Origin of the sequence: Nitrobacter sp. 62-13 (assembly GCF_001896955.1) — a bacterium.
Lineage (GTDB): Bacteria > Pseudomonadota > Alphaproteobacteria > Rhizobiales > Xanthobacteraceae > Nitrobacter.
The window spans coordinates 1-25,298 of record NZ_MKRN01000004.1; the positions used below are offsets into that span (position 1 = coordinate 1).

Consider the following 25,298-nt stretch of genomic DNA (forward strand, 5'->3'; position numbering starts at 1 on the left):
GACGCCGAGCGGATAGTAAACGCCGGAGGTTCCCCCGGTCAGCACGTTGATGAACTGCTGCGCGTGGGCGGCAGGCGCCGAGAAGGCGGCGACCGACAAGGCAACGGCAATGATGAATTTTGATGCCATCGGATTGTTCTCCCGTTTGCTTGGAAGAAAGTGACCGGGCGGCGCGACGCGGTCAACCCGCCGGCAAAGGGAACAAACGAAGGTACGACGAAAGCAGCTTTAGACATTGGTATGAGTTGAGGCACCTGCGGGTGCGCCTTCGGATCGCGCGCATATCCGAACATTGCCTCCGTCCGCTTCCACTGTTCTTGCGTGTCAGCGTGACACTTGCGGCGCAAACGTTATTGTTCCGGCGTCCAGACGGGTTTTCTTGCGGCCAAATCCGGCGGATAACGGACGGCCTGTTCACCCGTCGGTCCTTCTGCACCGACTGAGCGCAAGATCCGAGCCATGACCGAACACCGCAAGCTGCTGCGCGCGATCTTCGACGCGGCCGTGGCCGCCGCTCATCCCGACAGCATTCTCGATGCGCACCTGCCGTGCGCCCCGAAAGGTCGCGTGATCTGTCTTGCCGCGGGAAAAAGCGCCGCCGCCATGGCTGCGGTCGTGGAACGGCATTACCTCGATGCTGCGGGGCTCGATCCAGAACGTCTGGTTGGCGTGGCCACGACACGTCACGGCCACGGCGCACCGACACGCCGCATCGCAGTGATCGAGGCCGGCCATCCCGTGCCCGACGAGGCGAGCCTGCGCGGCGCCGACACTAGTTTGAAACTCGCGAGCAGCGCGACCGCCGACGATCTGCTGCTGGTGCTATTGTCGGGCGGCGGCTCAGCGAACTGGATTGCGCCCGTGAACGGCGTATCGCTCGCGCAGAAGCAGCAGGCCAACCGTGCCCTGCTCCGCTCCGGCGCGCCAATCGGCGAGGTGAATACGGTGCGCAGGCATCTGTCGCGCATCAAGGGCGGGCGGCTGGCGCGGGCGGGACGATGCGCGGAGATCGTAACGCTGGCGATATCGGATGTGCCGCGCGACCAGCCGGCCGACATTGCCTCCGGCCCGACCGTGCCCGACCCCACGACGCTTGCTGACGCCCGCGCGCTGGTCGCGAAGTACGACCTCGCGCTCGACGACGCCATCATCCGCGCTTTGAACGATCCGGCCAACGAGAGTTGCAAGCCGGGCGACGCCGCCTTCGCGCGGACGCGCTTCGAGATTGTTGCGCGCCCCGGCGCCTCGCTCGCCGCCGCCGTCAGACTCGCGCGCGATGCCGGCTATGAGGTGCTCGACCTCGGCGCCGATCTCGAAGGCGAGGCCCGCGATGTCGCCGCGGAGCATGCGAAACTGACGCTGAAAGCGCGCGCCGGCGGCCGAAAAGTCGCGATCCTCTCGGGTGGCGAGCTTACGGTGACGGTGCGCGGCGATGGGCGCGGCGGCCCCAACCAGGAATACGTGCTGTCGCTGGTATCACAGCTCGAGGATACGCCCGGCATCTCGGCGCTGGCCGCCGATACCGACGGCGCCGACGGCGGCGCAGGCAGCCCCTCGGATCCCGCAGGCGCCGTAATCGATGCCCGCACCTTCGCGACGATGCGCGCGCAACACCTCGATCCCCTCGCCTATCTCGCCAACAACGACGCCACCGCGTTCTTCGCCGCTACCGGCGACCTGCTGCTGACCGGTCCGACGCTCACCAACGTCAACGACATCCGCGTCATTCTGGTCGATGCCGCCTGATCGACAGGACGGCCGTTGCCGGTGTCATGCGGCCGACGCGACGTGCCGTTCAGGCCGCGGCTTCGTGCTCCTGACAGATCGCGCCGCAGTCGGCATCGGAGAGCGGTTCGTCGAGCACGGCGCAATGATGCGGCGAAGCGGTCCCCGGCGCGGCATTGCAGCGAAAATGCCGGCAGGTGCGGCAAATGCCGAAGGCGCGCCCGTTGTTGCGCGCGATCATCGCCGAGAGGATGGCCTGCAGCGTCGCCAGCAGTTCGCCGGCATCGCCGCCGGTGGCGACCGTGATGTCGTCTGCCAGTCGCCTCAGCGGATCGTCTCTCAACACGGCCTCGCCGCGCCGGGTGAGGGCCAATTCGACCGAGCGGCCGTCGCGACGGCTGGCCTGCCGCGACGCCAGCCCCTTCTGCTCCAGCGCGATCAGGGTTTGGGAGATCGTGCCGCGGGTCGAGCCGGCATAATCGGCCAGCGCCGCCGGCGTGCGCGAAAAGCGGTTGGCGCGCGACAGATAGCGCAACGCCTCCCATTGCGCGGGATTGAGGCCGGCAATGTTGGCGCCGCTGCGGCTCAGCCGGTCCAGCCGGCCGATCAGAGAGGCCGCGTCGCGCGCCGAAGATAGTAGCGACTCGCTATTTCTCATTGACTCCGTCCCGATGATCAGCAAGAGGTATAGTATCGACTCGATATTATCAACCGGAGTATTCCATGCCTTCGTCAATAATCAGGTCTTCCGCAGGAACGTTTGCCTCGGTGCTTCTGCAGGGCGCGTTAGCGACCTGCGCTTTCGCCCACGATATCCACGCCAAGCCCGACGCCGCCGTGCCGCCGGCCTTCGACGTCACCAGCGCCTCCGCCTCGACCGATGGCCGGCTCGCCACCTTCGTCATGGAAGTCAGCGGCGACGCCGGTTCGCTGAAGCCGCAAAAGGTCGGCAAGCTCGCCGGCGCGAAGGTGGACGCCTATGTCTGGCCGACCAAGCTCGACCCTGCGGCGGTCGGATTTGCAAAGGGCTCGGGCATCCTGGCGCTGGCCATTACCGCGCATCCGGATTTCGACGATACGCCGCTGTTCGACGAAAACGGCGACGGCGATCCGACCAACGACGGCGCCGGCTGGCATTCGCACTGGGTGGTGCTGGCCAGCGACAAGGCCTGTGCCGGCGGCCTCAAGGTGCTGGACATCTCGCCGGGCCAGGATTTGTTGCCGGCCACCGCCCCCGGCCTGCCGCTGGCGCTGGACAGCCCCGGCATGAGCCCCATCATCAAAGGCAAGACGGTGCGCATTACCATGCCGGTCAAGGGCGCGGAGAACGTCAACTTCGATGCCGTCGCCGCGCATCTGCAGGTCAACGAGACCGGCAAGGCGCCGCTTTTGTGCGTCACCGGCACCTACAAGGTTGCGTCAGGCAATCTCACGCTGCCGGGCGTCATCGTGAAGGAGAAGAAATAGGCTCGCACCCAGGCCGCTTGCGAAGCGTGCCCCGATCAATCACCGATGCGGCGGCGCGAACTATGCCGGGAGCAGCGCCGCCTCGTCGTCGTCGATCCGGTCGTCGAGCGGAGCGAACGTGCTGAGCGGTCTGGTCGATAGCGTGATCGGCTTGCGTTGACCGTGCACGGCAGGCGCCGCATGGGGTTGCCGGACTTCGCGCGACAGCGCGAACAGCGTGGAGCCGACGCGACCGCCGAGCTGGATCAGATCGCGCTCGGAGCAGCTCGAGGCGATCGACAGCGCCAGCGTATGCAGGTGGCTGCGGCGGTAGCAGAACAGTGCCAGCATCGCTCGTACATCCGGAGCGACGCTGGCGATGAGCTGAGGCAGTCCATGCTCGTTGGCCCGATACATGGCGCCCAACAGATCATCCTTGACTGGACATATGTCGTTCTCGAAAGCGTCCTGACTCGACCACATGGAGACTCTCCTGGATCAAGAGGATGCAACGCAATTTCCTAACGAGAAGTTAACCACCCGCACAAAGAGCTGCCCGAGCGCCTTGCAATCCGGTTCCGAATCGGACGGCGGGCGCGGTCCGATTCGCGGAGCCGCCGGTCAGGCGTTGAAGGCCATGACCACCGACAGACCGAAGCCGGTGAGATGATGCAGCGCCTGATCGACGCCGATCAGCGTCCAGAACCACGGGTGCCGACGCTCCTGCGTCACCTCGAAGGTCGAGGAGAGGAAGCCCTTGGCGCGATCCACGACGATATGGATCGCAAAATCGATAAAGGCGATGAGCCAGAAACGCGGCGCGATCGCGAGAATAAGCGCCAGCGATAGCGCCAGATGCACGAGGCAGTGCGCAAGCAGCGGCAGCGCCCAGCCGGTCTTTTGATCCTTGCCGATCGCCATCCACGAATTTTGCAGCACGAAATCAGCGATCACGTGCTTGACGGTCAGCACGGCCATCCAGCCAGCCAGCGGACCCACCGCGATCGACGACGACAATGAGGGAAGCAGCACCCGACGCCCCTTGTTAGTGAACCGGTTCTAGCATTCGCATCCGTTTCTTGCGAGTGTCCTGGCCAAGTCGGACTCTCCTAGTCAAGTCGGACTCTGAAGAGCCACGGCTCATGCGCCGGCTCCGGCCCGCTCCCTGATCCTCGCGATGACGCGCTTCAAGGTGTCCTGCCGCGGATCCAAATTCGCGGCTGCGCGGGCCTCGGTTATGCCGCCTGCCAGATCCGGACAGGACAATGCGCCCTCGAGCGTCGGCTTGACGAGTTGGTCGATAATCAGATTCCAGTCACTCAAACTTCGCGCGTAATCGTCGCCGTGACCCCGCACCATCTCGGCTGTTGCGACCACCGCGGCGACCGCGGCAGGCTGCTTCGTCAGGCTGCGATCGATCATGTGCAGCCAGCGCTCGACCCAGGCGCGCTCTCTGGCGTAGCGGAGGGAGGACAACCGCCATCGCCTGAGCGAGGCTTCGATCCGCAGGCGGCGGCGCCCCAGGCGGCTTGCCGCGCTGAACCGCAGGGTGACCGGCAGATGCAGCCATCCCGGATACTCCAGTATCCACAGCGCGTAGTCGGCCACGGTTTCCGGCAGCGACGACACCAGTTCGTCGAGACGCAGCTTGCGGACATCGTCCGCCGGAACGCCCTGCCCCGCTTCGGCCTCCGCAAGTTTAAGCTGCGCCATCCGGATCGCGTCATCATATGCCATGCGCACGACCAGAAGACGCGCGATCTCGGCGAACACCGTGTCATCGACGTTACGCCGGCCGATGAAGCGTCGCAGCCGGGCGACATAGAGTTGCGCATAGCCCGGTCCCTGATAATCGATCAACCGGTTGACGGCTTCGGTCGCAACCGCCCTCACTGCGCCGGGCAAGCCCGCGGGCGGTTCCGGAATCGGATCGTCATCGTCGCCGAGAACATCCGCGAAGATCGAACGGATTGCAGGCAGAAACCCGACGGCCTTGGGAACGCCGAAATTCATGCCAGCTTGGGCGTCGCGACAGCCGGCGCCTGACGTTCGGCAAGCCGCTCCTCCAGCTTTCCGATGTTCTGAAACAACCGCGCGCTGGCCAGCCGCAGGAAGTAGAACCCGAATTCGGGATTCTGGACGTAAAGCTGCTCCACCTGACGATAGCTGACGCTGAGCACCGTGCCGCCCTCGATGCATTCGAGCGACTGGGTGCGTTCGTTGGTAGGAGACAACATGCCGAGTTCACCGACGATCGCGCCGACCGGAAGCTCGATGCCGGACTCGACCAGGCGATAGCGGCCGCTGACGATGTAGAACATCGTCTCCGCTTTCTCGTTCTTGTAGAACAGCATTTCGCCGGCCTCACATTTGCGCTCGGTCATGAAGGGTTTCAGCCAGTCCATCGACAGGTCGCTGTTCACCGATTTCTTCACGTCGCGTATGAGTTGCAACATCTGGTGCAGGCGGTAGCCGTTAAGACAAAACAGCACGGCGTGGAGCCCGAATTGCAGAAAGCTGTGGAATGGAATCGCGGTGATCATGAGAACGAGATTTGCCAGCATGCCGAACACACGCAGCGGAATCATGGTCCGCATGGTATAAGTGGCGACAATGAAAACCGAAGCGGCCAGACTGCCGACGGTGCCGACGTGTTCGGCTAAATGTGATGTGTCCATGGCGATCCAGCCAATTTCCTGACGGTGATGAGGTTCGCGGCAAATCTTCTGCCAGCCCCGGCCGCCGGGGGGCGGCGTGACATATACACCGAATCACATTCAACTTTTCGGCAAAAGCGGTTCTGCCAGGGCACGCAGCCGCCATCCCCCCGGTGGCGGGGGGAGTTCAATCGTCGCGTCGCGCACTTCCGTCCGAAATCGACCTAGAATTCTCCGCCCGGCGCGCCCTTGTTCGAACCAGCCCGATCGTTGCTCTTTCGGCCAACAGACTGCAGATAGGCGACCAGATCGTGACGTGAGGGTGCATCGAGCACACGCACCGGCATGCGTGCTCCGGGCACGAATTTCTTCGGGTCGGCCAGCCAACGGTCCAGATTGTCCCGGGACCAGACCAGACCGGCGCTCTTGAGCGCCGGCGAATAATGATAGCCAGGGACCGCACCCGCCTGGCGGCCAACCACGTCGCCCAGCCGGGGACCTGTCTTGTTGGCGTCCAACTCGTGACATGCCGTGCATCGCTCGCTGAAAAGCTGCTTGCCGTGAACCGGATCGGGCGGCGCATTGGGCAGGAAGCGCGCGAGATTCTTGCTTTGCGACGGATTCACCGACCGGAGAAGCGTGTAGCTGAGCGTGATCGTATCGACAGCGTGGTTGTCCGGATCCTCCGCAAAGGCTGGGTCAACGTAAAAGACAACCGGCATCTCGATCTTCTGATGTGGATCGAGGCGCTCCTCGTTGAAACAGAAACACTGAATTTTATTGAAGTAGGGCCCGCTGGTATTCGGCGTGACGTTATACGTCGCGTGGCCAACGATCGACTCGTTGCTCAGATTCTCGGCCGTGAAGAAAACCATCTTCTGCTCGCCGAGATGAACCGTCACGGTGCGCTGCTCCGGCTCGAACCGCCACGGCAGATCCGACGCAACATTGGTGTCAAATGCAACCGTAACGGTCTTTTTGGAGGCGACGGTCGGATCAGCATAGGCCCGCTGCGTCGTTCCCCCGTATCCGGTCGCGCTGCAGAACACGCGATATATTTTCGGCGCGTAGGCCACGAGCCCGAGCATGACGCAAAGCATGGCAACGACGGGCAGGAGAATGTTCATATGCTTGCGGTAGCTCGGTTTCATTTCGATCTCTCCACGTCGATGTCTCCGCGAGGTCAAGCCGGCGCAGGGATTGATGCAAGGCAAGCGGTCCACTGCGGAATGCGGGCACATTAATGCAAAACGAGATATCGCCGGCGCATTCGCCCGTGGATTGACGAACTTGTGATCTCGTTCGAATTGGACGATCATGTCGCTCATATCGAGAGCACGAATCCTCCAACGCGGGTCTGTGCGATGAATAACGCGACAGAAAGTGCCTTCCACGACGTGGCTGCATTACGCGACGTTCGCTTCAGGACTGTGTTGGCTGGCTGAGTAGGTGCGCTCTCGCATCGCTGGTGTCTTTCGTTCTGTGGTGGCATGCAATCGGGAGCCCGATGGGGAAGTGGACCGAGGAATTCCGGCGCGGATGGCAGGGCCTCTCCGAGCCTCCGGCGATTCTGGGTTTCGGGCTCGCGGCAGTCTGCCTGACGCTCTCGACCGCGTTCCGGTTCGGAATCTCGCTGTTGCGTCCCGACGTGCCTTACAGCCCCTATCTTCCCGCTGTTTTCGTTGCGGCGGCGTTCGGCGGAGAACGGGCCGGAATTGCCGCTGCGATCGGCGGCGCTGTTCTGGGCTTCATGCTGGATTTCGGCGGGGCGGCGCAGGGGCTGGCCGCGGCGGTGCTCATCGCTGTCTATTCCATCGTCGCGGCGCTCGTCATCCTGGGCGTACGACGCCACCGTTCGCTGGTGACGCACTATCGCGAGCTCACAACGCGCCTCGACAAGGAACAACACTACCGCGAATTCGTGATGAAGGAGCTTCAGCACCGGCTCAGGAACAAACTCGCCACCATCCACGCCGTGATCAGGCAGGCGCTCCGCGATTATCCGGCGGCATGGATCAGGGTCGACAGCCGCATGCGCGCACTATCGGCGACTGACGACCTGATCGCAAACACGGACGGCCGCGGTTGCGACATCATCGATCTCCTGCGGCTGGAACTCGACCCCTACGGCAACGTCCGTTTTACGCTGAACGGCGACCCCTTGTTCCTGCCGGAAAAACTCGCGATCAGCCTGGCGCTGATGTTTCACGAGCTCGCTACCAATGCCGCCAAATATGGCGCATTCTCCACCCCCCACGGCTTGCTCCATGTCTCCTGGACTGTAACCAACGACATCCTGTCGATCGTCTGGGACGAGTCGGGCGGGCCGATTATCACGACGTCGGGCAAGCCCGGATTCGGAACGCAGCTCCTGAATGCCGGCCTGCGCCCGTTCAACGGAAAATCGGAGATCGCGTTTCTCGCCACCGGCCTGCATTGCATGATGCAATGCCGAATCGAGCGCAACGTCGACGGCCACTGACACCATCCGTATCCATTCCGGCGATTGCGGAGCAGATCTGCGCAAGTGATGCGTTCGCCTTTCACTCGCCGGGAAACCGCCAGGAAAATGCCTCAGACGCGGACGTTCACAAGCGCGTCGCCGCGGAACGCATGGGAAGGCTGCCGGTTCTCTCGGGTGTTGCGTGCATCCGACGGCGCAACGACCGAACTCGACGAGGAGTATTCCATGCGAAACTACATTGTGTCTCTGGCAACCGCTGTCGCACTCGGCGCAGCCACTCCCGCAATGGCCTATGATTCGGGCAGCCTTCTTTCGATGCAGGATGCCCTCGCCGTCGCAACCGACATCGGCCTTGTCACCGTCTCCGACACCGAATTCGCCGGTAACGAGTGGCAGATCGAGGGACGAGACATTTCCGGCCGCTATATGGAAGTCGACGTCGACGCCACCACCGGCGCGGTGCTGAACGTGGACCGGTAATTACGCCGAAGCGGCGAGGCCGACGACATCATCCGTGGTTTCGGTCGGCGTCCGCACGGGGCGCCAGCAGCATCGGCCCATATCGCAGGGCGAACAGGCCGAAGCCACCGATCCACAGTAGGGCCGAAATCTCGATCAACACGGGCAGCGATCCAATGGCGGCTGCCGCGACGCGCGCGGCTGCCGCCAGGATCACAAGCAGATAGATCAGCGCGGTGGCCCTGTCCGCCGCGAGTGCGCGGCCGGTATGGCCGAGCGAAACGCGCGTCATGACGCCGAGCGTCATGGTGCCGATGGCGCCGGCGGTCAGGGCGTGGATCGCGGCGGCCGCCGGCACGTGACCGGTCAGCATTGATGTGCCCAGCAAAGCCGCGCCGATGACGACCCAGAGATATCCGGCATGAAGAACCGTCAGCAGTGGTTCCGACAAGGTGGCGATGCCGCGCCAGCGCACGAGCCGCCAGAGATTAAGCGCCGCAGCGACAACGAGCAGCCCGCCGACAGGTGAAAGCGCCGGAAAAAATGCCCAGCCGATCATCCCGGCGTGGAGCGCTGCGAGCGCGACGATGTCGACCCGGCCATGCCCGACGGGAAGAACCGCCGTTCCGCGCTTCGTCAGCCAGTTGCGTGTGAATGCCGGGATGATCCGCCCGCCGACAACCGAAATCAGAACGACGATGGCCGTCAAGGCGAGCCGCCATCCAAGACCCGCAGGCACTGCGAAACCGGCTAGTTCCAGATACATCAAAAGATCGGCGATGCCGAGAACGGCGATAGGAAGCGGCATGGGCATGTTGCGCCAATTGCGGCCGGCAATGATCTCTCGGGCGCAGACCGCGCAAAGCACGAACGGAAAGGCGAGATCGATCACAGCCGCAAGCCCGAACGGGATCGATGCGGACACAAGACATGCGACGCGGCCCGCGAGCCACAACGCTGCCAGCGCAGCGAGCGGCCAGCCGCTGATCGGCGCTCGGCCGGTCCAGTTCGGAATTGCGGTCAACAGAAAGCCCGCGATCGCCGCCATAACGAACCCGAACAGCATTTCATGAATATGCCACGTCAGCGGATCGAAGCGGCTGGGCGGTGCGATGCCCGTCACCAACATCGCGATCCATCCGGCAAGCGCCGCCGCCGACCACACGCCGGCCATCAGGAAAAACGGTCTGAAGGCCATCGTCCAGATCGCCAGCGGCCTGCTTTTCACGTTCTCCACGGCTGGCATGGCCATGAGCATCTCCCGTCGTTCGGGCGATCATACCAGTTTCTCGGAGGCTGGGGTGTGGACCGCGGGGAATGGTACCGGCGATACCGCTGCATAAGGTTGCGCTGAAGCAAAACCTGAGCGTCGCTCCGGCCGTATAGGAAGAAGCCGCCTTGACCTTGCAGGATCTAAACCCCGCAACACACCGGGAGCCGGCTCAATGCGTGTCATCCTGCACCGCAGTTCGCCAGTTCGATAGAACCGCGAACAATTCGTCGCGCAGAAACGGTTTTGAGAGCCTGGGCCGACCCGAATATTCCGGCGGAAAGGCTCTGTCGCCGCTGTAGCCGGTCACGAAAGCGAACGGAATTTTCAGAACGGCCAGGCGCTTGGCGACGGCAAAACTTTTTTCCTCGGAGAGCCCGATATCGAGAAGCGCAAAGTCAGGAGAACGTTCGGCGATCATCACCAGCGCCTGCGCGACGCTTGAAGCGATCCTGACCCGCGTCACGCCGAATTCCGCGACCGTCTGCTCGAAATCGAGCGCGATGATGGCGTCGTCCTCGACGATCAGGATGTCGCCGGGGACGCCGGCTGGGGTCGCCGCCGACGAATCGGAACCGATGGGCTTCATATGGGGTGATCCAATGATGGCTGAAATTTCCTGACACCGATGAGGATGCCCTCTGCCGGTTCCAGCAGGCGGAACCGACCATACCGTCACGGCGTTGTCTGTTCACTTTTGAACATAACTGAGCAGTCGCTTTCGTTAGGGTCCTGGGGAACAGGAGACGCAGCATGGCCGCACAGAACGATTCGCCGGGGAACCAGGAACGCCCGTTCAACAACCTCCTGCGCAAGCTCAGCGAGGCCGATTACAAGCTGATCGAGCCCTGTCTCGTCACCACCACCCCGGAAAGCGATGATCTGCTCTACAATCCGGGAGACAATGTCGAAATCGTCCACTTTCCCTGCGCGGCGAGCCTTGCGTCCTTTCTCGTTCCCAACGAAGACGGTCGCGATGCCGAAACCATTCTGGTCGGACGAGAAGGCGCCGTCGGCGGCATCGTCAGTCAGGGATTCCTGCCGGCCTATACGCGGATCACAGTGAAAGTCGGCGGGCCCTTCGTGCGATTGCGCGTCGCCAGTCTGGAGGCCGCGAAGACAAAATCCCCGTCGCTGCGCAACCTGTTCGCGCGCTATGCCGACTGCATGCTGGCCCAGGTTTTTCAGTCTACCGCCTGCAACGCCATCCACTCGATCGAGCAGCGCACGGCCAAGTGGATTCTCGCGGCGAGCGAACGGACCGACAGCGAACTCGTGCCGCTTACCCACGAGCAACTCTCGACCATGCTGGGCGTCGGCCGCAGCTATGCCAGCCGCGTGATCCAGACTTTCAAGGCCGAGGGGGTTCTGGAGACGCGGCGCGGCGCTATCCTGGTGCGGAACCGGGATGCGCTGACCGCCCGCGCCTGTCTCTGCAACAACGCGGTCAAAAGCCATTTCGAGGAGGTTTTGCGCGGGGTTTACCCGAATGAAGACGACCGACCTGTGCAGGAGTCCCTGTCGCCGGCAAAATGAGTCCCCCAAAACGGCAAACGGCGCATTGTTTTTTGATGATTTCCCGCTATATAGCGTCGCAGCGAAAAAAGCCGGAGCCGCTTTATGCGGTTCGCATCTATCCGGCATTTCCGACAACAAGTGGCGCCAATGACCTGGCCGGAAGCGACCAAACCCTGACCGCTTTTGCCGCGTGAATCGATCACGCCGCGCCCATTCTCGTGACCTTATCCCCCGCAGGATGAACCGCCGCCCGACACCCGGGCGACGCGCGGTTTTCCCCGATCAAGAAGAACCATTCCGATGAACCTCCGCAATGTCGCCATCATCGCCCACGTCGACCATGGCAAGACCACTCTCGTCGATCGCCTGCTGCAACAATCCGGCACCTTCCGCGAAAACCAGAAGGTCGCCGAGCGCGCCATGGATTCCAATGACCTCGAGCGCGAGCGCGGCATCACGATCCTGGCCAAGGCGGCCTCGGTGCAATGGAAGGACACCCGCATCAATATCGTCGACACGCCGGGCCACGCCGATTTCGGCGGTGAAGTCGAGCGCATCCTCAACATGGTGGACGGCGCGCTGGTGCTGGTTGACGCCGCCGAAGGTCCGCTGCCGCAGACCAAGTTCGTGGTGTCGAAGGCGCTGAAAGTCGGCCTGAAGCCGATCGTCGTCATCAACAAGGTGGACCGTCCGGACGCGCGTCCCACCGAGGTGGTCAACGAGGTGTTCGATCTGTTCGCCGCACTCGACGCCAGCGACGAACAGCTCGACTTTCCGATCCTGTACGGTTCGGCCAAGCAGGGCTGGATGGCAGCAAGCGCAGAGGGACCGCAGGATGCCGGCATGCAGCCGTTGTTCGATCTGATCGTGCGGCATGTGCCGCCGCCGCAGGTTGAGGAAGGTCCGTTCCGCATGATCGGAACGATCATCGAGGCCAATCCCTATCTCGGCCGCATCATCACCGGCCGCATTACCTCCGGCGCGATCAAACCGAACCAGAGCATCAAGGTGCTGGCGCGGGACGGCAAGCTGGTCGAGCAGGGCCGCATCTCGAAAATTCTCGCATTCCGCGGTCTCGAGCGCACGCCGCTCGACGAGGCTGAAGCCGGCGACATCGTCGCCATCGCGGGAATGACCAAGGGGACCGTCGCCGACACCTTCTGCGATCCCGTTGTCGAGACGCCGATGCCGGCGCAGCCGATTGATCCGCCGACCGTCTCCATGACCTTCATGGTCAACAATTCACCCTTGGCCGGCACCGAGGGCACCAAGGTGACGAGCCGCATGATCCGCGACCGGCTGCTGCGCGAAGCCGAGGGCAACGTCGCGCTGCGCGTGACGGAAGCCGCCGACAAGGATTCGATGGAAGTCTCGGGCCGCGGCGAATTGCAGCTCGCGATCCTGATCGAGACCATGCGCCGCGAGGGATTCGAATTATCGGTCTCACGTCCGCGCGTCGTGCTGCGCAAGGACGAGGCGACCGGCGAATGGCTGGAGCCGGTCGAGGAAGTCGTGATCGACGTCGACGAGGAGCATTCCGGTATCGTCGTGCAGAAGATGAGCGAGCGCAAGGCCGAGATGACGGAGATGAAGCCGTCCGGCGGCAACCGGCTGCGGCTGGTGTTCTACGCGCCGACCCGCGGCCTGATCGGCTATCAGGGCGAACTGCTCACCGATACCCGCGGCACCGCCATCATGAACCGGTTGTTCCACGGCTACGCACCCTACAAGGGCGACATCCAGGGCCGCCGCAACGGCGTGCTGATTTCCAACGACCAGGGCGAGGCGGTCGCCTATGCGATGTTCAAGCTCGAAGATCGCGGCCCGATGATGATCGAGCCGGGCTGGAAGGTCTATCGCGGCATGATCGTCGGCGAGCACACCCGCGACAACGATCTCGAAATCAATGTGCTGAAGGGCAAGCAGCTCACCAACATTCGCACCACGTCGAAGGATGAGGCGGTGCGGCTGACGCCGCCGATCAGGATGACGCTGGAAAAGGCGCTGGCCTATATCGAGGACGACGAGCTGGTCGAGGTAACGCCGAAATCGATCCGCCTGCGCAAAAAGCACCTCGACCCCAACGAGCGCAAGCGCGCCGAGAAGACCCGTGACCTGGTGGCGTAAGCATCGTTCGGCGGGCGATCATCGCCCTTGCGGGCGCGGACAACCCCGCGCCTATCCCGCCGCCAGGCACCAGGCCAGAATTCCCTTCTGGGCGTGCATGCGGTTTTCCGCCTCGTCGAACACCACCGACTGCGGTCCGTCGATGATCTCGTCGGTGACCTCGTCGCCGCGATGCGCCGGCAGGCAGTGCATGAACAGCGCGTCAGGCCTGGCGAGCCCCATCAGCTTTGAGTTCACCTGGTAGGGCCGAAGCAGGTTGTGACGGTGCTCGCCGTCCTTGTCGCCCATCGACACCCAGGTATCGGTGACGATGCAGTCCGCGCCGCGCACCGCCGCCTCCGGATCGGTGCCGAACCTGATCGATGCTCCGCTCGACCTGATCCAGTCCTTCAGCAGCTTGTTCGGCGCAAGCTCCGGCGGGGTCGCGATGTTGAGGTTGAAGCTGAAGCGCTCCGCCGCATGCGCCCACGACGCCAGCACGTTGTTGTCGTCGCCGGTCCACGCGATGGTGCGGCCCTTGATCGGTCCGCGATGCTCCTCGAAAGTCATCACGTCGGCCATCACCTGACAGGGATGCGAGCGCCGCGTCAGTCCGTTGATGACGGGCACGGTTGCATGCGCCGCCAGCTCCGTCAGCGCGTCGTGGCTGAGGATGCGGATCATGATGATGTCGACGAAGCGCGACAGCACCTTGGCGGTGTCGGCGATGGTCTCGCCGCGCCCGAGCTGCATTTCGGCCCCGGTCAGCATGATAGCCTCGCCGCCGAGTTGACGCATGCCGACATCGAACGACACGCGCGTGCGCGTCGACGGCTTGTCGAAGATCATCGCCAGCGTCTTGCCGTCGAGTGGCTTGTCCGTGGTTCGGCCCGCCTTGCGCTGTTTCTTCATCGCCACGCTGGCGTCGAGGATCGCGCGCAGTTCCGACGTCGGCACGTCGAACAGGTCGAGAAAATGCCGCGGCGCCTTGCTCATTGCGCCGCTTCCTTCTTTGCACGCGCGCCGGAAAGCCTGGCGCAGGCCCGCTCCAGCCGCCGCACGGATTCTTCGATCTCCGTCTCGCCGACGATCAGCGGCGGCAGCAGACGCACCACGTTGTCGCCGGCGCCGACCGTCAAAAGTTTCTCCTCGCGCAGCGCGCCGACCAGATCGCCCGACGGCACCACCGCCTTGAGGCCAATCAGGAGTCCCTCGCCGCGCACCTCGCTCAGCACATCCGGATGGCGATCGACGACCGAGGCCAGCTTCTGTTTCAAAAGCAGCGACATCTTCCGCGTTCGATCGAAGAATCCAGGCTCGAGCATCACGTCCAGCACGGCATTGGCCGCGGCGACCGCCAGCGGATTGCCGCCGAAGGTCGAACCGTGCGAGCCCGGCGTCATGCCGGAGGCGGCTTCCGCCGTCGCAAGACAGGCGCCGATCGGGAAACCGCCACCGAGCGCCTTCGCCAGCGACATCACGTCCGGCGTGACGCCGATGCGCTTGTAAGCGAAAAGCTCGCCGGTGCGGCCCATGCCGGTCTGCACCTCGTCAAACGCCAGTAACAGGCCGTGCTCGTCGCAGATCTGACGCAACGTCCGGAAGAACGCATGGGACGGCTCGCGCACCCCGCCTTCGCCCTGCAGCGGTTCGATCAGGATGCCGGCGGTCGCGGGACCGATCGCCTTCTTCACGGCATCGATATCGTCGAGCGGCACCTGGTCGAAACCGTCCATCGGCGGACCGTACCCCTCGAGATATTTCGCCGAGCCGGTGGCGGCCAGAGCCGCCAGCGTGCGGCCATGGAAAGCGCCCTCGAAGGTAACCATGCGATAGCGTTCCGGATGGCCTTTGGAGGCGTGATACCGGCGCACCACTTTGATGGCGCACTCCACGGCCTCGGCGCCGGAATTGGCGAAGAAGACGAAATCGGCAAAGCTTTGCTCGCACAGCCGCGCCGCCAGCCGCTCGCCGTCCGGCGACTTGAACAGGTTCGAGACGTGCCAGAGTTTTGCCGCCTGCGCCTGAAGCGCTGCAACGAGATGCGGATGGCAATGGCCGAGCGCGTTCACGGCAACGCCGCTGGTGAAATCGAGATAGCGTCCGCCATCGGAACCGATCAGCCACGCGCCCTCGCCGCTCTCGAACGAAAGATCGGCTCTTGCGAAAACGGGCAACAGATGAGACGCCGCGGCTGTGGTCATGACGGTTTGCCGGTTGATGGTTGGAGCGGATTGATCCGATCGCGCTGCGGCGATCGATCAACTGTAGGCTCCGGAAACGCAACGTGCCGCCTTTCCGGGCGGCACGTGAGGGTTATTCTAGGTGCGCCGCGATCACTGTCAATATTTCCCTTGCGCGCGGGTGATGCGTGAAAGTCGCAGAAAGGGCCGATTTTCCGATTTTCCTGCAGAACATGTGGACGCCGCCGGGCCTGACTCTTGCGCGTGAGTCACGCCATATTGTAGCGTTAGAGCCGTCGGATACGACATCTCGTGCGGCGTTTTTGATCCTCGATGGTCCCTGTTGTCGGCGTAAGCGCCCGGGCGATTTTCCCGCCCGGCGAGGGCTAAGGGATTCTGCCGATACGGGTTTTCAGGGGACGCTTTTCAGATGCGGCCTTGGCGCAGGCACGCGTGACACAAGGAAAAACGTGCGATGACGGTGATAACCTGGACCGACGACCGCGTCGAGCAACTGAAGAAGCTTTGGGAGGCGGGTCTCTCCGCAAGTCAGATCGCCGCCGAACTCGGCAACGTGACGCGCAATGCGGTCATCGGCAAGGTCCATCGGCTCGGCTTGTCGGGCCGCGCCAAAAGCCCCTCGTCAACGGTTCCGCGGCCGCGCAAGGCTCGCCCGGCCCAGCACATGATGCGGGTGTCGCGTCCCGTCTCCCGCGGCAATACCGCGCTCGCGCAAGCCTTCGAGGTCGAACTCGAGCCGGATCCGATCGCTTATGACAATGTAGTGCCGATGAGCCAGCGGCTGTCGCTGCTCGAACTCAGCGAGGCCACCTGCCATTGGCCGGTCGGCGATCCCTCGACACCGGAATTCTTCTTCTGCGGCGGCAAGGCGCTCTCCGGCCTGCCCTATTGCGCGCACCACTCGCGCATCGCCTATCAGCCGGCCGCAGACCGGCGGCGGCACTCGCCGAAGGCGCGGTAAACGATTTGCATGATGTCGTCCCTGCGAACACAGGGCGACAGCGGACGATTTACTCAGCCGCCTTCGCGAACTGCTCGTCCAGCGCATAGCCAGCGCCGCGCACCGTGCGGATCGGATCCGGCTCGCCGTCGGGATTGAGCAGCTTGCGCAGCCGGCCGATGTGAACGTCCACGGTGCGCTCGTCGATGTAAATGTCGCGGCCCCAGACGCTGTCGAGCAGTTGCTCGCGGCTGAACACCCGGCCGGGATGCTCGAGGAAGAACTCCAGCAGGCGATACTCGGTCGGACCAAGATCGACCTGGCGGCCGGAACGCCAGACGCGGTGCTTGTCGCGGTCAAGCTCGATGTCGCCAAAGCTCAGGATCGTGGCGAGCCGCTCCGGGCTCGCGCGCCGCAACAGCCCCTTCACCCGCGCCAGAAGCTCGGGCACCGAGAACGGCTTGACGACGTAGTCGTCGGCGCCGGTCGCAAGTCCCCGCACCCGCTCGCTCTCCTCGCCGCGGGCGGTGAGCATGATGATCGGAAGCTGCCTGGTCTCGGGACGCGCCCGCAGACGGCGGCACAGTTCGATGCCGGACAGGCCCGGCAGCATCCAGTCCAGCACCACGAGGTCGGGGATGCGCTCCTTCAGCCACGTATCGGCTTCGTCGCCGCGCGCCACCGTTTCGACCTCGTAGCCCTCAGCCTCGAGGTTGTAGCGCAAGAGTGTCGTCAGCGCCTCCTCGTCCTCGACAACCAGAATGCGTGCAGCCATTGGTGTCCCGCCTGCTCGTTTCAGTTTCCCGGAACCGACGCAAATCCCGTCATATCCCCCTTGGGACGCTTGTCGAGCATCTGCTGGCCTTCGATCATGTAGAACACCGTCTCCGCGATATTAGTGGCGTGGTCGCCGATCCGCTCGATGTTCTTGGCGCAGAACATCAGGTGGATGCAGAACCCGATATTGCGCGGGTCTTCCATCATGTAGGTCAGGAGTTCGCGGAACAAAGAGGTGCAGATGGCATCCACCTCCTCGTCCCCCTTCCAGACCGCCATCGCCGACGGCAAGTCGTGCGCCGCATAGGCGTCGAGCACCGACTTGACCTGGGACTGCACAAGCTCCGTCATATGCTCGAGACCGCGGATCAGTTTCAGCGGATGGAAATCGCTGTCGAGCGCGACCACGCGTTTGCCTATGTTCTTGGCGAGATCGCCGATCCGCTCCAGATCGATGGCGACCCGCATGGCGCCGACGATCGCGCGCAGGTCCACCGCCATCGGTTGTCGCCGCGCGATGGTGCGCACGGCACGCTCCTCGATCATGCGCTGCAATTGATCGATCTCGGCGTCGGCGTCGACGACACGCGCGCCGAGCGCAGCATCTCGGCGGATCAGCGCATCGACAGACTCCACGATCTGCCGCTCGGCGAGACCGCCCATCTCGGAAACCAGCCGCGTCAGCTCCTGCAGATCGTCGTCGAAAGCCCTGGCGGTGTGTTCGAAAGCCATGTCAATTCTCCCCGCGCGTGCGCGCGTAACGTCAGCCGAAGCGGCCTGTAATGTAATCCTGGGTGCGGCGGTCGGCGGGCGAAGTGAAGAGCTTGTTGGTGGGGCCGAACTCGACCATCTCGCCGAGATACATGAACGCGGTGGAATCCGAGACGCGCGCCGCCTGCTGCATGTTATGGGTGACGATCGCGATGGTGTACTGATCCTTGAGTTCGTCGATCAGTTCCTCGACCCTGGCGGTGGAGATCGGATCGAGCGCCGAGCACGGCTCGTCGAACAGGATCACCTCCGGCCGCACCGCAACTGTCCTTGCGATGCACAGGCGCTGCTGCTGACCGCCGGAGAGGCTGAGCCCGCTGGCATTGAGCTTGTCCTTGACCTCGTTCCACAGCGCGCCGCCGCGCAAGGCCTTTTCCACCCGGCCGTCCATTTCCGATTTCGAAAGCTTCTCATACAGGCGGATGCCGAACGCGATGTTCTCGTAGATCGTCATCGGGAACGGCGTCGGCTTCTGGAACACCATGCCGACCCGCGCGCGCAGAAGGTTGAGATCGAGCCTGGGGTCGAGAATGTTAGTGTCATCCAGCAGCACCTGCCCTTCGACGCGCTGGCCCGGATAGAGGTCGTACATGCGGTTGAAGATGCGAAGCAGAGTCGATTTGCCGCAACCCGAGGGACCGATGAAGGCGGTCACGCGGTTAGCGGCAATCGACAGGTTGATGTCCTTCAGCGCATGATGCTGGCCGTAATAGAAATTGAGGTTACGCGTGACGATCTTGGCGGGACGATCAGTGTCGGGCACCGGCGGCGGAACAGCCGAGCGCGCGGCGGCGGCGGCAGCGGAAACGTCGGTCATTTTGCGGTCCTCTCAGAGCCGATCAACCTCGCGCCGATGTTCAGCGCCAGCACGGCCAGCGTGATCAGCAGCGCGCCGCTCCATGCCAACTGTTTCCAGTAGACGTAGGGGCTCTGCACGAAGTTGTTGATGGTGACGGGAAGATTCGCGATCGTGTTCGTCAGGTCTACGCTGAAGAACTGATTGCTCAGTGCGGTGAACAGCAGAGGCGCGGTCTCGCCGGCCACGCGCGCGGTCGCGAGCAGCACGCCGGTGATCAATCCCGCCCGCGCGGCGCGATAGGCGATGCGCTTGATGACGAGCGAGCGCGGCAGCCCGAGCGCGGATGCCGCCTCGCGCAGCGAGTTCGGCACCAGCATCAGCATATCCTCCGTCGTGCGCACCACGACCGGAATGACGATCACCGCGAGCGCGAGCGAGCCCGCGAGCGCCGAGAAACCTCGCATCGGCACCACGACCGCGCCATAGATGAACAGTCCGATGATGATCGAAGGCGCGCTGAGAAGGATGTCGTTGATAAAGCGGATCACCGGCGAGAGACGGTCGTGCCTGCCGTATTCGGCAAGATAGGTGCCCGCGAACAGGCCGATCGGCGCGCCGACGCCAACCCCGATCACGGTCATGATGACGGAGCCGACGATGGCGTTCACAAGGCCGCCCTCGGACGCGCCGGGCGGCGGCGTGTTCTGAGTGAAAAGCTGCCAACTCATCCCGGCAAGCCCATTGTAGAATAGCGTGAACAGGATGAGCGCGAGCCAGGTGACGCCGAAAGCGGCGGCGGCAAAGCACAAGGCGCGGACGACGATGTCCCGGCCGCGGCGGGCCGCATAAATCGGATTCATGATTCCACCCGAACAGGCGCGATCTCTGAGCAAGCGAAGTCGTTCGTCCGGAAAATCCGCATTTCGTTTTTTCGGATCATGCCTGTTTCCCCGCCTTCTTCTCCAGCCGCAGCAGCATCAAGCGCGCCGCCGCGAGCACGAAGAACGTCAGCACGAACAACAAGAGGCCGAGCAGCATCAGGCTCGACTGATGCAGGCCGTCGCTCTCGGCGAACTCGCTGGCGATCGCCGCGGAGATCGTGGTGCCCGGAGCGAAGATCGACGGCGAAATGCGGAACGAGTTGCCGATGATGAACGTCACCGCCATGGTCTCGCCGAGCGCGCGGCCGAGCGCCAGCATGACGCCGCCGATGACGCCGACCCGCGTATACGGCAGCACGACGTGGCGCACGACTTCCCAGGTGGTGCAGCCGACGCCGTAGGCCGCCTCTTTCAGGACCGGCGGAACGGTTGCGAACACGTCGCGCGAGATCGCGGTGATGAAAGGCAGCACCATGATCGCGAGGATCAGCGAAGCGTTGAACAGGCTCAAATAGGACGGCGGACCGCCGAAGATCGAGCCGAGGACCGGCACGCCCGCAAACAGGTCGATGAAGAATGGCTGCACCGTATTGGCAAGGAACGGGCCGAGGATGAAAAATCCCCACATGCCGTAGATGATCGAGGGAATCCCGGCGAGCAGTTCAATCGCCATGCCGATCGGCCTGCGCGCCCATAGCGGGCACAATTCAGTGAGAAAAACCGCAATGCCGATGCCGACGGGGATGGCGATCGCCATGGCGATGACCGAGGTCAGGATCGTGCCATAGAGCGGACTCAGCGCGCCCAGCACCGGCGGCTCGGCGGACGGCGCCCAGCGCTGAGTCGTCAGGAAGGCGCTTCCGAACTGCACGATGGCGGGCCATGCCCCGACGATCAGCGAAACAATGATGCCGCCGAGCAGCAACAGGACCAGGATCGCGCAGATCCGCGTGGTCCAGTAGAACGCCTTGTCGCCGAGCCTGAAGGCGTTCAGCGCGCGGGTGCGGTCGTGAGAGCCCGCCTGCTCCATCGCGCTGCCATGAACGGCGATTTCCGCCACGCCTATCCCCTGTTTCCTGTCACGCATATGTCCGGCAAACCTGCGGAGAAACACCTTCTCGCAGGAGCCCTTGAAGAACGGAGGAGCGCCATGGCGCTCCTCCGCGGCCGACATCAGCTCCTGATCTCGGAGGTCCAGGTTTTTTCAATCTGCTTGACGACCGACTCCGGCATCGGGATGTAGTCCAGTTCCTCGGCCATCTTGCCGCCCTTCTCGAACGACCACTTGAAGAACTTGATGGCCTCAGTGGAGGCCGCTTTGTCGACCGGCTCCTTCTGCATCAGGATGAACGTTGCCGCGGTGATCGGCCACGAAGCCTCACCCGGCTGATCGGTCAGGATCACGTAGTAGCCGGGCGCATGAGCCCAGTCGGCGTTGGCGGCCGCGGCCTGGAAAGCGGCGACGGTCGGCTGCACCGTCTTGCCGGCCTTGTTGATGAGCGCGGCGTAGACCAGCTTGTTCTGCTTGGCGTAGGCATACTCGACATAGCCGATCGAGTTCCGGGTCTGGCCGACATTGCCGGAGACGCCTTCGTTGCCCTTGGCGCCGACGCCCGCCGGCCACTCGACCGCGGTGCCCTCGCCGACCCTGGATTTCCATTCGGCGTTCACCTTGGACAGATAGTTGGTGAAGTTGAACGAGGTGCCCGACCCGTCCGAGCGATGCACGACGGCAATCGCAGCCGAGGGCAGCTTGAGCTTCGGGTTGAGCTTTGCGATCGCAGGGTCGTCCCACTTGGTGACCTTGCCGAGATAGATGTCGCCGAGCAGTTCGCCCGATAGGATCAGTTCACCGGGCCTCACGCCTTCGACATTCACGACGGGGACGATCGCGCCCATCACCATCGGCCACTGCAACAGGCCGTCCTTGTCGAGCTTGTCGGCTTTCAGCGGCGCATCGGTCGCGCCGAAGGTCACGGTCTTGGCGAGGATCTGCTTGATGCCGGCACCCGACCCGATCGACTGGTAGTTCAGGCCGTTGCCGGTCTCTTTCTTGTAGGCATCGGCCCATTTCGAATAGACCGGAAACGGGAAAGTCGCGCCCGCGCCTGTGATGTCGGCCGCCCTCGCCGGAAGCGAAAAGGCGGACGCCGAGGCGGCAATGAGGCCGGCGGCGGCGATGGCCTTGAAGAAATTCATGTGTGGTCTCCCTCGTATCGAGCAGAGCGCAAATGCGCTCATGGCGCCCGTCTAAGCGCGGTCGATGCTGCTTTTACGAAGGTTTGACGACAGTGAGATGACAGAGATCAAACTCTTGCAAATCGTTTAACTTCAGGCGGCCACCGCCTGCGCCGGCGGGAAACCCGCCGTGAAGGAGGCGCCTTGGCCGGGCACGCTTTCGATCAGCAGGCGGCCGTGATGACGGTTCAGGATATGTTTCACCAGCGACAGGCCGAGGCCGGTGCCACCTTGGGCGCGACTGTCGCCGACATCGACGCGATAGAAACGTTCGGTGAGGCGCGGCAAATGTTCGGGCGCGATGCCGGGACCGAAGTCGCGCACCACCACCCGGAATTCCGGGACGCCGTCGGGCGCCGCATCCATCATCGACGACACTGTGACCCTGCCGCCCGACGCGCCGTACTTCAGCGCGTTCTCGATCAGGTTTTCAAACAGCCGCAGCAACTCCTCGCGATCGCCGGCGATCATCACCGGCGTGCTCGGCAACGCGACCTCGATTTCGACCTGACGCTCCACTGCCAAGGGCTCGAGCCCGTCGACGACCTGGCGCACGATCGGAATGAGATCGACAAGCGTGTCGGGCCGCACATGCGCCGACAGCTCGACCCGCGACAGCGACAGCAAATCGTCGATCAGCCGGGCCATGCGCGTCGCCTGCGCATGCATGATGCCGAGGAAACGGTCGCGGGCGCCGGGGTCGTCGCGTGCCGGGCCCTGCAGCGTGTCGATGAAGCCTGACAACGCCGCCAGCGGCGTACGCAATTCGTGGCTTGCGTTGGCGACGAAATCGGCGCGCATTTCCTCGACCCGGCGCAACGGCGTCTGATCATGGAACGTCAACAGCATGCAATGGTCGATACCGCCGAACGCGGTCGGCACCGGAACCGGGGTGATGATCAATTCCATCCAGCGATCGACCGGAACATGATTGAGATAAGTCGCCCGCCGCGTTTCCCGCGTTGCGATCGCCTCGCGCAGCGCCGTGACGATCTCAGGCGACCGCAGCGCGAATTGCGCGAGCTCGTTCTTGCGCAACGCCGGCACGAGCTGCGCCGCCGCGGCATTGAGATGGATGACGCGGCCGGCCCGGTCCAGCAGGACGTTGGGGTCGGGCATGCCGGCAATGATGGCATACGCCGCCGCGGTCTCCACCGGATTGGCGCCGAGTTCGGTTTCGCGCGATGCGGCGGGATCGTGAACCCGCCAGGGGACCAGCGCCGCCGCGACGATGCAGACAAACGCGGCGATGGCGCGGGAAGGCTGCAGACCGCCGAACACGGCGAGCGCAGCCAGCACCAGTCCGGCAACCAGCAGAACGAGCGCCGAACGACGCAAGCGATCCGACCAGAACACGGGCTTCGCAACGAACACAGGCATCCGCGAAGCGGCTCCTTCCGCGGCCGCGTGAATGCTGTCAGGCGCCGGAGTCGCCATGCTCCCCCAGACAGGACACCTTACCCGTCGGCCCGACACCCGATCCGGGCCGCGCATCACCCACGCGCTTCATGCGCGCGCTGATAACGACCTCCCGGAACGTCAGCAGGATGATGGAAATAACGAAGGGCACGACATAGTAAAGCAGCCGGAACAGCAGCATGCCTGCCAGCAGATCCTTCTTGTCCATCTGCCAGAGGCCGACCAGCATGGCGGCATCGAACACGCCGAGCCCGCCCGGCGAATGGCTCGCGAAGCCGAGCAGCGTCGCGGACACGAAAATCACGGCAACAAAGACGAAACCGACATTGGGCTGGTCGGGAACCAGCACATACATCGCGAGCGCGCAAAACCCCAGATCGACGATTCCGATCAGGATCTGCAGCAGCGTCAACGGGCCGCCCGGCAGAACCACGGTCCACGATCCGCTGCCGACCCGGCGCGGCCGGATTCCGACCCAGACAATGTACCCGACCAGACCGAGAATAATCACGATCGCGATCAGCCGATTGAACCAGGCCGGGAGTTGATCGACGCTGGTTGCGGCCTCCGGATGATAGGCGATACCGAGCCCGAGCACGGCCGCATTGCCGAGCCAGAACGTGAGACCGGCCAGAAAACAGACTTTCGCGACGTCGACCGCATTCAGTCCCCAGGCGGAATAGATGCGATAGCGCACCGCACCGCCGGTGAAGACGCTGGCGCCGACGTTGTGGCCGACCGAATAGCTGGTAAAGGCCGCGAACGCCGTGGTGCGGTAAGGAATATGCGCGACGCCGATCGCTCGAACCGCGAACAGGTCGTAGAACGTCAACGTGAAATAGCCGGCGGCGACAAACAGACCCGACAGCGCGATCGAGCGCGCCTCGGTTCCCCGGACAGCTTCCATCACCTCGTCGAGATCGATGTCCCTGAGGATATGGATCAGCACGTAAAATGCGACCGCAATGATCGTGACGCTGATCGCAACACCGAGCTTGTGCAGGATTTGCTTCCGGCGCAGAACCGAGATCGCTCTGCGTATTGATCCAAGCATCGAGACCTCGAGTTGCGGTCCTGGCGAAAACTGTCGCCGTTCCGCATTTTTTCACGTGGACAACGTCCTAACGGATATTGGTTCCCAGAGCCTGCTTCAATCGCGTTGAATCAGACCCGTCGCCTACCTTTTTGTTTGAGCACGATCTTTTCCGAAAACCGGTTTCCACTTTTCGGGATCATGCTCCAATGGAATTCCGCCGGCGTTAATAAAGCCTTTTATCTCAACAAATCAGAGTGTTGTTTCAACAAATCAAGAGCGTCCGGACAGCTCATCGGAGGCCGCCTGGCGCGACACAACCCTGTCGCGCAGCCACGAACCTATCGCGCATCCCACAAGATAGGCTCCAAACATTACCAAACCAAGGTCGAGCCAGTAACCGAACCGACCGGGAACCACATGCGTCACCGCCGTGACGACGAGCGCTGCGACAAATATGGACAGCGCCTGCGCGACCCGCTTCGAGACCGGGCGGCCGCGATGGACCACGGCGATCCAGCCCATGGCGAAACCCAGCAGCAACGATCCGGCGAGCCAGCCCCAGTGAAACTCCGCCAGATAGACCATGTC

26 protein-coding genes and 1 pseudogene are annotated in these 25,298 nt (G+C 63.5%); 7 read left to right on the forward strand and 20 right to left on the reverse strand.

Going from position 1 to position 25,298, the window contains the following annotated elements:
• Window positions 1-129: pseudogene (locus tag BGN91_RS00560) on the reverse strand (C4-dicarboxylate ABC transporter); the annotation flags it as partial.
• Window positions 130-459: 330 nt separating this feature from the next.
• Between BGN91_RS00560 and BGN91_RS00565 the strand changes: the two are divergent.
• Window positions 460-1,746 carry a DUF4147 domain-containing protein gene (locus BGN91_RS00565; protein ID WP_292610020.1) on the forward strand — a complete coding sequence of 429 codons (1,287 nt, stop codon included), beginning with the start codon at window positions 460-462 and terminating at the stop codon, window positions 1,744-1,746.
• A 49-nt stretch (window positions 1,747-1,795) separates the two neighbouring features.
• On the opposite strand, the gene BGN91_RS00570 is transcribed toward BGN91_RS00565, so the two are convergent.
• Window positions 1,796-2,383, reverse strand: coding sequence for a MarR family transcriptional regulator (locus BGN91_RS00570; protein ID WP_292610021.1), 588 nt, complete (start codon window positions 2,381-2,383; stop codon window positions 1,796-1,798).
• 65 nt (window positions 2,384-2,448) lie between these two features.
• On the opposite strand from BGN91_RS00570, the gene BGN91_RS00575 reads away from it, so the two are divergent.
• A complete protein-coding gene (locus BGN91_RS00575; RefSeq protein ID WP_292610022.1) occupies window positions 2,449-3,192 on the forward strand; it encodes a hypothetical protein in 744 nt (247 codons plus the stop codon).
• Between the two features lie 60 nt (window positions 3,193-3,252).
• Here the strand turns inward: BGN91_RS00575 and BGN91_RS00580 are convergent, their stop codons facing one another.
• The 5 genes from BGN91_RS00580 to BGN91_RS00600 all read right to left on the reverse strand — a co-directional run bounded on the left by BGN91_RS00580 (window position 3,253) and on the right by BGN91_RS00600 (window position 6,979).
• Window positions 3,253-3,654 carry a hypothetical protein gene (locus BGN91_RS00580; RefSeq protein ID WP_292610023.1) on the reverse strand — a complete coding sequence of 134 codons (402 nt, stop codon included), beginning with the start codon at window positions 3,652-3,654 and terminating at the stop codon, window positions 3,253-3,255.
• Between the two features lie 138 nt (window positions 3,655-3,792).
• The gene (locus tag BGN91_RS00585; protein ID WP_292610024.1) at window positions 3,793-4,203 is read right to left on the reverse strand and encodes a DUF3307 domain-containing protein; all 411 of its coding nucleotides are present in this window, start codon (window positions 4,201-4,203) and stop codon (window positions 3,793-3,795) included.
• 108 nt (window positions 4,204-4,311) lie between these two features.
• The gene (locus BGN91_RS00590; protein ID WP_292610025.1) at window positions 4,312-5,184 is read right to left on the reverse strand and encodes a DUF6537 domain-containing protein; all 873 of its coding nucleotides are present in this window, start codon (window positions 5,182-5,184) and stop codon (window positions 4,312-4,314) included.
• Window positions 5,181-5,849: a cyclic nucleotide-binding domain-containing protein gene (locus BGN91_RS00595; RefSeq protein WP_292610026.1), complete on the reverse strand. Its 669-nt coding sequence runs from the start codon at window positions 5,847-5,849 to the stop codon at window positions 5,181-5,183. Before BGN91_RS00595 ends, BGN91_RS00590 begins: the two co-directional genes overlap by 4 nt.
• Before the next feature lie 203 nt (window positions 5,850-6,052).
• Complete coding sequence (locus BGN91_RS00600; RefSeq protein WP_292610027.1) at window positions 6,053-6,979, reverse strand: cytochrome c oxidase assembly protein; 927 nt, start codon at window positions 6,977-6,979, stop codon at window positions 6,053-6,055.
• Window positions 6,980-7,335: 356 nt separating this feature from the next.
• On the opposite strand from BGN91_RS00600, the gene BGN91_RS00605 reads away from it, so the two are divergent.
• Both BGN91_RS00605 and BGN91_RS00610 read left to right on the forward strand, forming a co-directional pair.
• Window positions 7,336-8,310, forward strand: coding sequence for a sensor histidine kinase (locus tag BGN91_RS00605; RefSeq protein WP_292610028.1), 975 nt, complete (start codon window positions 7,336-7,338; stop codon window positions 8,308-8,310).
• 207 nt (window positions 8,311-8,517) lie between these two features.
• Entirely contained in the window at window positions 8,518-8,772 is a 255-nt protein-coding gene (locus BGN91_RS00610; RefSeq protein WP_292610029.1) for a PepSY domain-containing protein, read from the forward strand.
• A gap of 28 nt (window positions 8,773-8,800) precedes the next feature.
• On the opposite strand, the gene BGN91_RS00615 is transcribed toward BGN91_RS00610, so the two are convergent.
• Window positions 8,801-10,003 (reverse strand): NnrS family protein, encoded by a 1,203-nt coding sequence (locus BGN91_RS00615; RefSeq protein ID WP_292610030.1) that lies wholly within the window; start codon window positions 10,001-10,003, stop codon window positions 8,801-8,803.
• Between the two features lie 190 nt (window positions 10,004-10,193).
• Window positions 10,194-10,610 (reverse strand): response regulator, encoded by a 417-nt coding sequence (locus tag BGN91_RS00620; protein WP_292610031.1) that lies wholly within the window; start codon window positions 10,608-10,610, stop codon window positions 10,194-10,196.
• A gap of 164 nt (window positions 10,611-10,774) precedes the next feature.
• Between BGN91_RS00620 and BGN91_RS00625 the strand changes: the two genes are divergently transcribed.
• Both BGN91_RS00625 and typA read left to right on the forward strand, forming a co-directional pair.
• On the forward strand, window positions 10,775-11,557 hold the full coding sequence (locus BGN91_RS00625; RefSeq protein ID WP_292610032.1) for a Crp/Fnr family transcriptional regulator: 783 nt from the start codon (window positions 10,775-10,777) through the stop codon (window positions 11,555-11,557).
• Between the two features lie 282 nt (window positions 11,558-11,839).
• Window positions 11,840-13,666, forward strand: coding sequence for a translational GTPase TypA (typA, locus tag BGN91_RS00630; protein WP_292610033.1), 1,827 nt, complete (start codon window positions 11,840-11,842; stop codon window positions 13,664-13,666).
• A gap of 51 nt (window positions 13,667-13,717) precedes the next feature.
• Here the strand turns inward: typA and argF are convergent, their stop codons facing one another.
• Complete coding sequence (gene argF, locus BGN91_RS00635; RefSeq protein WP_292610034.1) at window positions 13,718-14,641, reverse strand: ornithine carbamoyltransferase; 924 nt, start codon at window positions 14,639-14,641, stop codon at window positions 13,718-13,720.
• Window positions 14,638-15,849: an aspartate aminotransferase family protein gene (locus BGN91_RS00640; protein WP_292610035.1), complete on the reverse strand. Its 1,212-nt coding sequence runs from the start codon at window positions 15,847-15,849 to the stop codon at window positions 14,638-14,640. The genes argF and BGN91_RS00640 overlap by 4 nt, the downstream gene beginning before the upstream one ends.
• A gap of 454 nt (window positions 15,850-16,303) precedes the next feature.
• On the opposite strand from BGN91_RS00640, the gene BGN91_RS00645 reads away from it, so the two are divergent.
• A complete protein-coding gene (locus BGN91_RS00645) occupies window positions 16,304-16,810 on the forward strand; it encodes a GcrA family cell cycle regulator (RefSeq protein WP_292610036.1) in 507 nt (168 codons plus the stop codon).
• A gap of 49 nt (window positions 16,811-16,859) precedes the next feature.
• Here BGN91_RS00645 and phoB read toward each other — a convergent pair whose 3' ends face one another.
• From phoB to BGN91_RS00690, 9 genes are all read right to left on the reverse strand, one after another.
• The gene (gene phoB / locus BGN91_RS00650) at window positions 16,860-17,564 is read right to left on the reverse strand and encodes a phosphate regulon transcriptional regulator PhoB (RefSeq protein ID WP_292610037.1); all 705 of its coding nucleotides are present in this window, start codon (window positions 17,562-17,564) and stop codon (window positions 16,860-16,862) included.
• Window positions 17,565-17,584: 20 nt separating this feature from the next.
• Window positions 17,585-18,298 (reverse strand): phosphate signaling complex protein PhoU, encoded by a 714-nt coding sequence (gene phoU, locus BGN91_RS00655; RefSeq protein WP_292610038.1) that lies wholly within the window; start codon window positions 18,296-18,298, stop codon window positions 17,585-17,587.
• A gap of 31 nt (window positions 18,299-18,329) precedes the next feature.
• Window positions 18,330-19,154, reverse strand: a complete 825-nt coding sequence (pstB, locus tag BGN91_RS00660) for a phosphate ABC transporter ATP-binding protein PstB (RefSeq protein WP_292610039.1) — start codon at window positions 19,152-19,154, stop codon at window positions 18,330-18,332.
• Window positions 19,151-19,996 carry a phosphate ABC transporter permease PstA gene (gene pstA / locus BGN91_RS00665; RefSeq protein ID WP_292610040.1) on the reverse strand — a complete coding sequence of 282 codons (846 nt, stop codon included), beginning with the start codon at window positions 19,994-19,996 and terminating at the stop codon, window positions 19,151-19,153. The genes pstB and pstA overlap by 4 nt, the downstream gene beginning before the upstream one ends.
• Window positions 19,997-20,072: 76 nt before the next feature.
• The gene (pstC, locus tag BGN91_RS00670; protein WP_292610056.1) at window positions 20,073-21,104 is read right to left on the reverse strand and encodes a phosphate ABC transporter permease subunit PstC; all 1,032 of its coding nucleotides are present in this window, start codon (window positions 21,102-21,104) and stop codon (window positions 20,073-20,075) included.
• 86 nt (window positions 21,105-21,190) lie between these two features.
• On the reverse strand, window positions 21,191-22,216 hold the full coding sequence (pstS, locus tag BGN91_RS00675; RefSeq protein ID WP_292610041.1) for a phosphate ABC transporter substrate-binding protein PstS: 1,026 nt from the start codon (window positions 22,214-22,216) through the stop codon (window positions 21,191-21,193).
• 132 nt (window positions 22,217-22,348) lie between these two features.
• Window positions 22,349-23,635 carry an ATP-binding protein gene (locus BGN91_RS00680; protein ID WP_292610042.1) on the reverse strand — a complete coding sequence of 429 codons (1,287 nt, stop codon included), beginning with the start codon at window positions 23,633-23,635 and terminating at the stop codon, window positions 22,349-22,351.
• 37 nt (window positions 23,636-23,672) lie between these two features.
• The gene (locus BGN91_RS00685) at window positions 23,673-24,728 is read right to left on the reverse strand and encodes a UPF0104 family protein (RefSeq protein WP_292610043.1); all 1,056 of its coding nucleotides are present in this window, start codon (window positions 24,726-24,728) and stop codon (window positions 23,673-23,675) included.
• Window positions 24,729-24,980: 252 nt separating this feature from the next.
• Window positions 24,981-25,295 (reverse strand): hypothetical protein, encoded by a 315-nt coding sequence (locus BGN91_RS00690; RefSeq protein WP_292610044.1) that lies wholly within the window; start codon window positions 25,293-25,295, stop codon window positions 24,981-24,983.
• Window positions 25,296-25,298 lie beyond the last annotated feature (3 nt).